This window comes from Micromonospora sp. SD12 (genome assembly GCF_052068495.1).
Taxonomy (GTDB): Bacteria; Actinomycetota; Actinomycetes; order Mycobacteriales; family Micromonosporaceae; genus Micromonospora; species Micromonospora echinofusca.
The window spans coordinates 416,827-429,262 of the sequence record NZ_JBQHDF010000004.1 but is presented as its reverse complement, the minus strand read 5'-3'; the positions used below and the strand labels follow the sequence as shown (position 1 = coordinate 429,262).

8 protein-coding genes are annotated in these 12,436 nt (G+C 69.5%); 7 read left to right on the top strand and 1 reads right to left on the bottom strand.

Annotated features, from left to right (window positions below; all coding sequences use genetic code 11):
• Positions 1-132 precede the first annotated feature (132 nt).
• From ACTMS2_RS11840 to ACTMS2_RS11810, 7 genes are all read left to right on the top strand, one after another.
• Entirely contained in the window at positions 133-1,422 is a 1,290-nt protein-coding gene (locus ACTMS2_RS11840) for an ABC transporter substrate-binding protein (RefSeq protein WP_441175417.1), read from the top strand.
• Between the two features lie 86 nt (positions 1,423-1,508).
• A complete protein-coding gene (locus tag ACTMS2_RS11835) occupies positions 1,509-2,525 on the top strand; it encodes a carbohydrate ABC transporter permease (protein WP_441175416.1) in 1,017 nt (338 codons plus the stop codon).
• A gap of 108 nt (positions 2,526-2,633) precedes the next feature.
• Positions 2,634-3,521 carry a carbohydrate ABC transporter permease gene (locus ACTMS2_RS11830; protein ID WP_441175415.1) on the top strand — a complete coding sequence of 296 codons (888 nt, stop codon included), beginning with the start codon at positions 2,634-2,636 and terminating at the stop codon, positions 3,519-3,521.
• Positions 3,518-5,968: a glycoside hydrolase family 2 protein gene (locus ACTMS2_RS11825; protein WP_441175414.1), complete on the top strand. Its 2,451-nt coding sequence runs from the start codon at positions 3,518-3,520 to the stop codon at positions 5,966-5,968. The genes ACTMS2_RS11830 and ACTMS2_RS11825 overlap by 4 nt, the downstream gene beginning before the upstream one ends.
• Positions 5,969-6,046: 78 nt before the next feature.
• Positions 6,047-6,385 carry an ArsR/SmtB family transcription factor gene (locus ACTMS2_RS11820; RefSeq protein WP_089003636.1) on the top strand — a complete coding sequence of 113 codons (339 nt, stop codon included), beginning with the start codon at positions 6,047-6,049 and terminating at the stop codon, positions 6,383-6,385.
• The gene (locus ACTMS2_RS11815; protein WP_441175413.1) at positions 6,382-8,088 is read left to right on the top strand and encodes a SulP family inorganic anion transporter; all 1,707 of its coding nucleotides are present in this window, start codon (positions 6,382-6,384) and stop codon (positions 8,086-8,088) included. Before ACTMS2_RS11820 ends, ACTMS2_RS11815 begins: the two co-directional genes overlap by 4 nt.
• 593 nt (positions 8,089-8,681) lie before the next feature.
• The gene (locus ACTMS2_RS11810; protein WP_441175412.1) at positions 8,682-10,418 is read left to right on the top strand and encodes a GmrSD restriction endonuclease domain-containing protein; all 1,737 of its coding nucleotides are present in this window, start codon (positions 8,682-8,684) and stop codon (positions 10,416-10,418) included.
• A 63-nt stretch (positions 10,419-10,481) separates the two neighbouring features.
• Here ACTMS2_RS11810 and ilvD read toward each other — a convergent pair whose 3' ends face one another.
• A complete protein-coding gene (ilvD, locus tag ACTMS2_RS11805) occupies positions 10,482-12,329 on the bottom strand; it encodes a dihydroxy-acid dehydratase (RefSeq protein ID WP_441175411.1) in 1,848 nt (615 codons plus the stop codon).
• Positions 12,330-12,436: the final 107 nt, after the last annotated feature.

The window sequence follows — 12,436 nt, the reverse complement described above, 5'->3', positions numbered from 1 at the left end:
GGTTTCCGCGAGGCGACCGCGTTGACGGCCCGTTGACACTACCGGGACCGGCCCGTACGGTGGCGTCACTTATCCGGTTCAGTCAACGGCTCTCGATGTCCGGGAGCGTTCCCATCTGGCGCGGAGGATGACATGAGACGGTCCCTGACGCACTGGGCCAGGGCGGCCGCCGTCGGCGCGGTCAGCCTGGTCATGGTCGCGGCGTGCAGCGGCAACAGCGGGGGTGGCGGCGACTCCCGGGCGGGCGGCCCGGTCACTCTCAAAATCAACTTCTGGGGCGACTTCGGGCTCGACGAGCTCAAGACGAAGTACGAGGACGCGAACCCGAACGTCAAGATCAGCCTGAACACCGGCGAGTACAACGCCCAGCACGAGGACCTCCAGAAGAAGCTCGTCGCCGGCTCCGGCGCGCCGGACATCGCCGCCGTCGACGAGGGCTTCGTCGTCCAGTTCCGTGGCCAGGCCGACAAGTTCGTCAACCTGCTCGACAAGGGCGCCGGCACGTACGAGCAGAAGTACCTGCCGTGGAAGTGGAAGCAGACCCTGACACCCGACGGCAAGGCCCAGATCGGCCTCGGCACCGACGTCGGCGGCCTGGCCATGTGCTACCGCACCGACCTGTTCAAGGCAGCCGGCCTGCCCACCGCACGCGACCAGGTCTCCGCGCTCTGGCCCACCTGGGACAGGTTCATCGAGGTCGGCCAGCAGTACACGGCCCGCAGCGGCAAGAAGTTCATCGACTCCGGCACCAACGTCTTCAACCCCGTCCTCGGCCAGCAGCCCGTCGGCTTCTACGACGAGAGCGAGACCCTGAAGATGGACGGCGGCCCGAAGGTCGCCTTCGACGTCGCGGCCCGGACCATCGCCGCCGACCTCTCGGCCAACCTCACCGCGTTCTCGCCCGAGTGGAACAGCGGCTTCGTCAAGGGCAACTTCGCCGTGCTCGCCTGCCCGGCCTGGATGCAGGGGCACATCAAGAACACCGCCCCCGGCACCAGCGGCAAGTGGGACGTGGCCGCCATCCCCGGCGGGGGCGGCAACTGGGGCGGCTCCTTCCTGACGATCCCCAAGCAGGGCAGGAACGTCGACGAGGCGTACAGGTTCGTGGAGTGGCTGATCCAGCCCGAGCAGCAGATCGAGATCTTCAAGAAGGTCGGCAACCTGCCCTCCCAGCCGGCGCTCTACCAGGACCCGGCGATCAGGGACTTCACCAACCCCTTTTTCAACGACGCCCCGGTGGGGCAGATCTTCTCGAAGACGGCCGAGAACCTGACCCCGCAGTACCTCGGCCGGCGCAACGGCCCCACCCGGGTGGCGGTGGAGAACGTCCTCAACCGGCTGGCCACCGGAAACCTGAAGGGCAAGCCCGACCAGGCGTGGACCGAGGCGGTCAAGGAGGCCGAGAAGGCCGCCAAGTCCTGACCGCACGCCGACCCCGGCCGGGGCGGGCCGCCCCACGACCCGCCCCGGCCGGCCGGCCGTACCCCTTCGGTCCCTGGAGGTCCCCGATGTCCACCACCCGTGCCGCTCCCGCGACGCCCCGGCCCGGCCGGGACCCCGGCGCGACTGCCCGCCGCCGCGACCGCCCGCACGAGCCCGGCCCATGGCGTACGCGGCTGCACCGCTTCGACATGCGCTACGTGCCGTACCTGCTGATCGCCCCGTTCTTCCTGCTCTTCGCGGTCTTCGGGCTCTTCCCGATCGTCTTCAACGGCGTCGTCGCCCTGCGCCACTGGCGGCTCGACGACCCGACACGCACCGGCTGGGCCGGGCTGGAGAACTTCCGCCGCCTCTTCACCGACGACGACTTCTTCAACGCGCTCTCCAACACCTTCGGCATCTTCCTGCTCTCCACCGTGCCGCAACTGCTGCTGGCGCTGATCGTCGCGTCGCTGCTGAACCGCAAGCTGCGGGCCCAGACCTGGTTCCGGGTCGGGGTGCTGCTGCCGTACATCACCCCGGTGACCGCGTCGACGCTGATCTTCTCGGTGGTCTTCGCCCGCGACACCGGCATCGCCAACTGGGCCCTGTCGCTGCTCGGCATCGGCGAGACCGAGCCGATCGACTGGCGCTCCGCCAAGTGGTCCTCCTGGATCGCCATCGCCACGATGGTCAACTGGAAGTGGATCGGCTACAACGCGCTGCTCTACCTGGCCGCCATGCAGTCCATCCCGCGCGACGTCTACGAGGCCGCCGCCGTCGACGGGGCCGGGCCGTGGCGCCAACTGTGGCGGATCACCGTGCCGATGATCCGGCCCGTGGTCATCTTCACCGTCGTGCTCTCCACCATCGGCGGCCTGCAACTGTTCACCGAGCCGATGCTCTTCGACGCCAACCCGGCGCTGGGCCTCGGCGGCGACGACGGGCAGTGGCAGACCGTCGCGCAGCTCATCTACAAGGTCGGTTGGCGGGACCTCAACCTCGGCTACGCCGCCGCCATGTCCTGGGCGCTGTTCCTGGTCATCCTGCTCGTCGCGGCGGTCAACGCCCTGCTCACCAACCGCCTGGGCGGTGGCAGGCGGTGAGCGCGAGGAGTGAGCTTGCGAGCCCCGCAGTCGCGAACGGAGGGAGGCACAGGTGAGCGCGAGGAGTGAGCTTGCGAGCCCCGCAGTCGCGAACGGAGGGAGGCACAGGTGAAGGTTTCGAACTCCCGGCGGGCGGCGCTGACGGGCCGGGCGCCGCAGCACCTTCCCGGCACCGTCTGGACCTACCTGTTCCTGAGCGTCGTGATCGCGTTCTCGGCGTTCCCGCTCTACTGGATGTTCGTGATCGCCACGAACACCGACGAGGCGCTGGCGAAGATCCCGCCGCAGGTGCTGCCCGGCGGGCAGCTGGTCACCAACCTGCGGGAGGTCTTCTCCATGCAGGACGTGTTCTTCCTCCAGTCCCTCGGCAACAGCGTGATCGTGTCGTCGGTGGTGACGGCGTCGGTGCTCTTCTTCTGCTCGCTGGCCGGCTTCGCCTTCGCGAAGCTGCGGTTCAAGGGGCGCAACGCGCTGATGGTCATGGTCATCCTGACCATGACGGTGCCGAACCAGCTCGGCGTCGTCGCGCTCTACATCCTGATGGGCCGGATGCCCGGCGAGGGTGGCTGGAACGGCACCCTCCTCGCGGTGATCGTGCCCGGACTGGTCAGCGCGTTCGGGGTCTTCTACATGCGGCAGTTCATCCTCGACGCGGTGCCCGACGAACTGGTCGAGGCCGCGCGGATGGACGGCGCGAGCACCATGCGGATCTTCTGGAGCGTGGTGGTGCCGGCGGTCCGGCCCGCCATGGCGGTGCTCGGCCTGCTGACGTTCGTCGCCACCTGGAACGAGTTCCAGTGGCCGCTGATCACCCTCGGCGGCACCGACTACCCGACCTCGATGGTCGCGCTGTCCGACCTGGCCAGCGGCAACTACGTGCTGTACCGGCGCGTGCTGGCCGGCGCCCTGGTCGCCACCCTCCCGCTGCTGGTGATGCTCTTCATCGGCGGCCGTCAGATCGTCCGCGGAATCATGGAAGGTGCGGTGAAGTCGTGACCCGGCAAGCGTTGCACGAGGGCTGGACCCTGCGGGCGGTACCGGGGCCGCAGGTGCCGGCCGCGATTGTCGGGCGCGCGGTGCCGGCGAGCGTACCCGGCTGCGTGCACACCGACCTGCTCGCCGCCGGCCTGATCCCCGATCCGTACCGGGACGACAACGAGAAGGGCCTGGCCTGGATCGGCCGGACCGACTGGGTCTACGAGACCACCTTCGACCATCAGCCGGGCGACGACAAGCGGATCGACCTGGTCTGCGCCGGCCTCGACACCGTCGCCACGCTCACCCTCAACGGCGCCGAGGTCGGCCGCGCCCAGAACATGCACCGCGGCCACCGCTTCGACGTCCGGTCGCGGCTGGTCGCCGGGTCCAACACCCTCGCCGTACGCTTCGACTCCGCCTACCGCTACGCCGAGGCGCAGCGGGACCGGCTCGGGGACCGGCCGAACGCCTACCCGGAGCCGTTCCCGTTCATCCGCAAGATGGCCTGCAACTTCGGCTGGGACTGGGGGCCGACCCTGGTCACCGCCGGCATCTGGCAGGAGATCGGGCTGCACGCCTGGTCGACGGCGCGGCTGGCCGTCGTACGTCCGGTGGTGACCGTCGAGGCCGGCGACGGCCGGGTGGAGCTGCACGTCGAGGTCGAGCGGGCCGGGGACGCGCCGCTCACCGTGCGGGCCACCGTCGCCGGCGCCACGGCCGACGCGAGCATCCCGGCCGGCGGACGCACGGCCGTGCTGACCCTCACCGTCCGCGACCCGGCGCTGTGGTGGCCCCGGGGGTACGGCGAGCAGCCGCTGCACCCGCTGGAGGTGACGCTGCACGACGCCGACGCGCGCCCGCTCGACACGTGGACGCGCCGGATCGGCTTCCGCTCCGTACGCCTCGACACCACCCCCGACGCGCACGGCACCCCGTTCGCCCTGCACGTCAACGACACCCCGGTCTTCGTCCGGGGGGTCAACTGGATCCCCGACGACGCGTTCCCCACCCGGATCACCCGGGACCGGCTGGCGCACCGGTTCCGGCAGGCCGCCGACGCGAACGTCAACCTGCTGCGCGTCTGGGGCGGCGGCCGGTACGAGTCGGACGACTTCTACGACCTCGCCGACGAGGCGGGCCTGCTCGTGCAGCAGGACTTCCTCTTCTCCTGCGCCGCCTACCCGGAGGAGGAGCCGTTGGGCGCCGAGGTGGCCGCCGAGGCCGCCGAGCAGGTGGTGCGGCTCGCGCCGCACCCGTCGCTGGTGCTCTGGACCGGCAACAACGAGACCCTCTGGGGCTGGCACGACTGGGACTGGCAGGAACCCCTCGCCGGGCGCAGCTGGGGGCGCGGCTACTACCTCGACCTGCTGCCCCGGATCGTCGGCGAGCTGGACCCGACGCGGCCGTACTGGCCGGGCAGCCCGTGGTCGGGCAGCGAGGAGATCCACCCCAACGACCCGGCGCACGGCACCACGCACATCTGGGACGTCTGGAACACCGACGACTACACGAAGTACCGCGAGTACGTGCCGCGCTTCGTCGCCGAGTTCGGCTACCAGGCCCCGCCCGCGTACGCGACGCTGCGCCGGGCGCTGTCGGACGAGCCCCTCGCGCCCGACTCGCCCGGGATGGCGCACCATCAGAAGGCCGTCGACGGCGACGCCAAGCTCCGGCGGGGGCTCGACGCGCACCTGCCGGCGCCGGCGGACTTCGACGACTGGCACTGGCTCACCCAGCTCAACCAGGCGCGGGCGATCCAGCTCGCCGTCGAGCACTTCCGCTCCCACCGGGACGTCTGCGCCGGCACGATCGTCTGGCAGCTCAACGACTGCTGGCCGGTGACCTCGTGGTCGGCCGTCGACGGCGACGGCCGCCGCAAGCCCCTGTGGTACGCGCTGCGTCGGGCGTACGCCGACCGGCTGTTGACCGTCCAGCCCCGCGCGGGCGGCCTGGCCCTGGTCGCCGTCAACGACGGGCCGGTGCCGTGGCGGGCGAGCGCGTCGGTGACCCGGCTGACCCTGGCCGGGGAGCCACGGGCGAAGACGACGCTGGAGCTGGACGTCGCCGCGTACGCCAGGATCGAGCTGGCGCTGCCGGCGGAGCTGGCGCGGCCGGAGGAGGCCCGCCGCGAGCTGCTGGTGGCCGAGGCGGGCGACCCGGCCGGGCGGGCGCTGTGGTTCTTCGCCGAGGACCGCGACGCGCACTGGCCGGCGGCCGGGTACGACGCGACGGTCGAGCCGGTCGACGGCGGCCAGCGGGTCCGGGTCACCGCCCGCACGATCCTGCGCGACGTGACGCTCTTCCCGGACCGCCTCGACCCGACGGCCGAGGTCGACGAGGCGCTGGTCACCCTGCTACCGGGGGAGACGGCGACCTTCACGGTGAGCACCGGCGTCCCACTGGACCCGGCGGCCCTGACCACCCGCCCCGTCCTGCGCCACGTCAGCGACACCGTCGCCGGCTGAGGTGATGACGCACTAGTTGAAGGTTTTCGCAAGTGCTAAAGTCGGCAACCGGATGTGGGTCGCGTGACGGAGGCTGACGTGTCGGTGCCGCTCTACCAGGCGAAGGCGGAGCTGTTCCGCACCCTCGGCCACCCGGTCCGGATCCGGGTCCTGGAACTGCTCCAGGACGGGCCGAAGCCGGTCCGCGACCTGCTGGCGGCCATCGACGTCGAGGCGTCCAACCTGTCGCAGCAGCTCGCGGTGCTGCGCCGGGCCGGCATGGTCACCTCCAGTCGCGAGGGTGCCCTGGTGATGTACGCGCTCAGCACCCCCGACGTGGCCGACCTGCTCGCCGCCGGGCGGCGCATCCTGGGCGCGGTCCTCACCGACCGGGACGCGCTGCTGGACGAGCTGCGGTCCTCCGGGACGCAGCGGTGAGCCAGGCACTCAGCCTGGGTGAGCGCTTCCTCGGGCTGCTACCGCCGCGCGCCGACTGGCAGGCCGTCCGCCGCTCGCCCCGGCGTGACCTGCTCGCCGGGCTGACCGTGGCGGTGGTGGCGCTGCCGCTGGCCCTGGCCTTCGGCGTCACCTCCGGGCTCGGGGCGCAGGCCGGGCTGGTGACGGCGGTGGTGGCCGGCGCCGTCGCCGCCGTCTTCGGCGGCTCCCACCTCCAGGTCTCCGGGCCGACCGGGGCGATGACCGTGGTGCTGGTGCCGGTGGTCCAGCAGTTCGGCCCCACCGGTGTGCTGATGGTCGGGGCACTGGCCGGGCTGGTGCTGATCGCGCTGGCCCTCGCCCGCCTCGGCCGGTACGTCCACTACCTCCCCGTCCCCGTGATCGAGGGATTCACCGCCGGCATCGCGGTGGTCATCGCCCTGCAACAGGTGCCGGCGGCGCTCGGGGTGACCGACGCGCACGGCGACCGCGTCTGGGCCGTGGCCGCCGACGCGGTCGCCCGGTTCGTCGCGGACCCGCGGCCGGTCCCGATCGCGGTGGCCCTCGGCGTCGCGGCGGTGATGCTGCTCGGCGCACGCTGGCGTCCCGGCTGGCCGTTCTCCCTGCTCGGGGTGGCCGTCGCTACGGTCCTGGCCGAGACCGCCCCGGTCGAGCTGGCCCGCATCGGCGCCCTGCCCGCCGGCCTGCCCGCGCCCTCGCTGGCCTTCCTCGACCCCGACGCCGTCGGGGTCCTGCTGCCCTCCGCCCTCGCGGTCGCCGCGCTGGCCGCCCTGGAGAGCCTGCTCTCCGCCACCGTGGCGGACGGGATGACGGTCGGCCAGCGCCACGACCCCGACCGCGAGCTGTTCGGCCAGGGGCTGGCCAACCTCGCCGCCCCGGCGTTCGGCGGGATCCCGGCCACCGCCGCCATCGCCCGTACGGCGGTGAACGTGCGCGCCGGCGCCGGCTCGAAGCTGGCCGCGCTCACCCACGCCGTCGCCCTCGCCGGGATCGTGCTGGCCGCCGCCCCGCTGGTCGGCCGGATCCCCCTCGCCGCCCTGGCCGGTGTCCTGCTGGCCACCACCGTCCGGATGGTCGAGGCCGGGTCGCTCTGGGCGCTGGCCCGCGCCACCCGGGGCGACGCCCTCGTGCTGGTGCTCACCTTCGCGGTCACGGTGGCCCTGGACCTGGTGACCGCCGTGGCGGTCGGGGTGGGCGTGGCGATCGTGATCGCCCTGCGCGCGGTGGCCCGCACGGCCCGCGTGGAACAGGTTGCCCTCGATCCCGGCGAGCACAGCGCCGAGGAGCGTGCCCTGCTCGCCGACCACATCGTGGCCTACCGGCTGGACGGCCCGCTCTTCTTCGCCGCCGCGCACAACTTCCTGCTCCAACTCTCCGACGTGGCCGACGTGCGCGTGGTGATCCTGCGGATGTCCCGGGTGACCACCCTCGACGCCACCGGCGCGCAGGTGCTCGGCGACGCCATCCTCCGGCTTTCCGAACGCGGCATCACCGTGCTGCTCTCCGGCATCGACCCCGGCCACGACCAGGTGCTGGCCACCCTCGGCGTCACCGACCGGTTGCGCCGCGAGGGCCTGGTCTTCCCCGACACCCCGGCCGCCATCTGGTACGCCCGCACCGTCGTGCTGCCCGGCGGGGAGGGCCTGACCGGTGACGCCGCTCAGGAGGCCACCAGGGCCGGGTGAGCGGCAGTCCGTCAGGGTCCCGTCGTGGCGCGGACGTGGGCGATGATTCCGGCGTCGGTCCACCCCGCCACGGCGGCGCCTGGCGACGCGGTCAGGTACGGCGGAGGGTTCCTGAGTTCGGCCCGAGCGATGAGAGCCCTCCGCAACCGTCTATCAGCGATGGACCGACGCGTTCAACCCTAGCGGGGCAGTTGCTTCGTCTATTGGATCCTCCCCGGCGTACAGGACGGCGGTGCCAGCGTGTGGGCGAGTGCCTCCTAGGAATCGGCCAAACCAGCATCGCGGAGAATAAGGTTGTTCCCAAGCCGAACCCCACGCCCGCTCGGCGTAGAACGCCTCCAGCCGGCCCGAGAATTTGCATTAATCCAGTGCGCCCGGTGGATAACCGATCGGGATGAGTCGCGCCCAACTTCCCCGTTGTCTCAGCGCGACTCCTCCCGAGGAAAGCCGAAGAATCGACCCTTTCGGCCAGAGCTAGGCGTTCAGGCCGGGTGCCTGTTGCAGCGTGAATGCGCCATGGAGTGTCAGAAAGTTGACGGCATCGCTATTCGACGCCCAAGCTGTTCGGGCTGTAAGGGCAGGTCAGGGGGCTAATGAGACGACCGACCCACAGGACCCAATGCTGCCTGCGGTTGCCGGGTACCGCTGACGGGACTAGAAACAGTAAGACCTCGTCAGCCGGTGGTGGCGGCACCGAGAGCCGGACCGGTCGTTCGGCTCAGGCTGTGGACTGGCGAGCCAGACTACTTGCTGAGGCGGAGGGTATGACTTCCATTAGGCAGTTAATCAGTGCTGTAACCGAAGGGCGAGTGCGGATCCCTGCGTTCCAAAGAGGTTTCGTGTGGGACTCGGACCGCGTCGCTCAATTGATGGATAGCATCTATAAGGGGTACCCGTTCGGCGCACTACTGTTTTGGCGCACCAAGGCTGAACTGCAGACGGAGCGGGATCTCGGCCCCTTCATTCTTCCTCCGAGACCTGCAGACTATCCCGTCGATTATGTGCTCGACGGCCAGCAACGACTAACCAGCATCTTTGGTGTTTTTCAGACGGAGTTGAAGCCGGTCGAGGCGACCGAATGGACCAACATCTACTTCGACTTTCGAAGCCCTGCTGATGCTCAGGACAGCCAATTCCTACCACTTTCCCCTGGTGATGTAGACCCAGACAGGTACTTTCCACTGGCGGTACTGTTTGATGCCCCGGCCTACGGCGAAGCGTCACGAAGGTTGCCGCCGGATGTGATATCTGTCATCGACGAGTTGCACAGCAAATTCAAAGAGGTGTCGATCCCGATACAGAGTTTCGCCACCGACGATAGGGCTGGCGTCGCAATCGTTTTCGAGCGGGTCAATCGCCTTGGCGTCGAGTTGGATACGCTTCAGCTTTTGAGTGCATGGACTTGGTCGGACGACTTCGACCTTCAGAGGAAGTTCTCAGAGCTGAGCGAGGAGTTGGAGCCGTTCGGATTCGGGGACGTCGGGGAGGAGATCACTCTCCTGTTGCGATGCTGTGCTGCCATAGTGGAGGGGGATGCTTCCCCTAAAGCGATGATCTCGATGAAAGGCGCGAAAGTTCGTGAGCTATTTCCTCATGTCATAAACGGCATTCGAGGGGCCATCGATTTCGTCCGTAGAGAGCTTGGTGTGCAGCAGCTCGCGAATCTTCCCTATGCGTCTACGCTGGTGCCCCTGTCCGTCTTTTTTGCTGCTGCTGACGGAAAGTCGGTTGGTTATTCTGATGAACAGCGACGCACGATCCTGCGCTGGTTCTGGCGGGCTTGCTTTTCTGCCCGCTATGGCAGGTCGGTCACGCCGAGTCTCGCTGCTGATATCAGCGAGATGAGGAATCTGCGGGCGGGTCGCAAGTGTCGACTGACGGATATATCGGTAACTGTCGACGAAGGTATCTTCCTTCGTCACAATTTCAAATTGAGCACCGTCTTGAGTCGTACGTTCGTACTGATGCTGGCTCAGAAGAGGCCTCGAAGTCTTGTCTCGGGGCAGGCTATCGATCTGGCGGCAGTGCTTAAGAGTTACAACCGGAACGAGTTTCATCACATTTATCCGCAAGCTTATCTTCGCTCTGTGGGGATTGATGTCGAGAAGCATAGCCTGCTCGCCAATATTTGTTTTATAAGCTCGATCGACAACAAGGTTCTCGGGGGTGATTCGCCGAGCATCTACCGGATCAATTTGGCGCCATCCGCAGTTTCGCTTACGCAGGCGTTGATCCCTGAAAGCGAACTGTTTGCAGATGATTATGAGGAATTTGTTAGAGCGCGGGCGCGGCTGCTGGCGACTGAAGCGAGGACGTTGATGGGAATGTAGCGGTAGGTAAACCTACAGGGCTCTCAGTCACGTCGGAGGCGTTGGTAGGGGTACGCCTCATGTCTACTCCGGGACGCGGCGGTAGGCGCCGTCGCTGGCCGAGGTCGCCATCGAGGCGTACGCGCGCAGCGCCGCGGACACCGGCCGCTGCCGGTCGACCGGCGTGTACGGCCTGTCGCGCTTCTCCTGCGCGATCCGCCGGGCCTCCAGCACGTCGGCGGCGACGTTCAGCTCGATCGACCGGGCCGGGATGTCGATGACGATCTCGTCGCCGGGCTCGACGAGGGCGATCAGCCCGCCGGAGGCCGCCTCCGGTGAGACGTGCCCGATGGAGAGCCCGGAGGTGCCGCCGGAGAAGCGCCCGTCGGTGAGCAGCGCGCACGAGCGGCCCAGCCCCCGGCCCTTGAGGAACGAGGTGGGGTAGAGCATCTCCTGCATGCCGGGGCCGCCCTTCGGCCCCTCGTAGCGGATCACCACCACGTCACCGGCGACGATCCGCTTGTTGAGGATCGCCTCGACCGCGTCGTCCTGTGACTCGTAGACCTTCGCCGGGCCCCGGAAGGTCAGGCACTCCTCGGGCACCCCGGCGGTCTTCACGACGCAGCCCTCCGGCGCCAGGTTGCCGTGCAGGATGGCCAGCCCGCCGTCCGCGCTGTAGGCGTGCGCGAGGTCCCGTACGCAGCCGGTGGCCGCGTCGGTGTCCAGCGACGACCAGCGGTTGGTGGTGGAGAACGGCTCGACGGTACGCACCCCGCCCGGGGCGGCGTGGAACAGCTCGACCGCCTGCGCCGTCGCCGACCCGCCCCGGACGTCCCAGTCGGCGAGCCAGCGCTCCAGGTCGGGGGAGTGCACCGCGTGCACGTCGCGGTGCAGCAGGCCGGCCCGGTCCAGTTCGCCGAGGATGGCCGGGATGCCGCCGGCGCGGTGCACGTCCTCCATGTGGTACTGCGGGGAGTTCGGGGCGACCTTGGCCAGGCAGGGCACCCGGCGGGAGACGGCGTCGATGTCGGCGACGCCGAAGTCCAGCTCGGCCTCGCGGGCGGCGGCGAGCAGGTGCAGGATCGTGTTGGTCGAGCCGCCCATCGCCACGTCCAGGGCCACCGCGTTCTCGAACGCGGCCCGGCTGGCGATCGCGCGGGGCAGCACGGAGGCGTCGTCGCCGTCGTACCACCGCTTGGCGATCTCCACGGCGGTGCGGCCGGCCTCGACGAAGAGCGACCGGCGCGCGGCGTGGGTCGCCAGCGTCGAGCCGTTGCCGGGCAGCGCCAAACCGATCGCCTCGGTGAGGCAGTTCATCGAGTTGGCGGTGAACATGCCGGAGCAGGAGCCGCAGGTCGGGCAGGCCGACCGCTCGATCTTGCCGAGCTGGTCGTCGGTGACGGACTCGTTCGAGGAGGCGATCATCGCGTCGATCAGGTCGATCTTGGAGTGCACGACGCCCTCGATCGCCACGGTCTTGCCGGCCTCCATCGGCCCGCCCGAGACGAAGACGGTGGGGATGTTCAGCCGCAGCGCGGCCAGCAGCATGCCCGGGGTGATCTTGTCGCAGTTCGAGATGCAGACCAGGGCGTCCGCGCAGTGCGCGTTGACCATGTACTCCACCGCGTCGGCGATCAGCTCGCGGCTGGGCAGGGAGTAGAGCATGCCGCCGTGGCCCATGGCGATGCCGTCGTCCACGGCGATCGTGTTGAACTCGCGGCCCACCCCGCCGGCCTCGGCCACCGCCTCGGCGACCAGGCCGCCCATGTCCTTGAGATGCACGTGACCGGGTACGAACTGGGTGAAGCTGTTCGCGATGGCGACGATCGGCTTGCCGAAGTCGTCGTCGGTCATCCCGGTGGCCCGCCACAGGGCCCGGGCGCCGGCCATCGTCCGACCGTGCGTGGAGGTCTTCGACCGCAGCTCAGGCATGTCCACCAGTGTGACACCGCCGCCCCGGCGGCCGGCGGGCGTGCGCGCCGTGTCCCAAAGGTTGCACACCCGGGCTCCCGCGCCGGGCGCGTATCCGGCACAGTTGG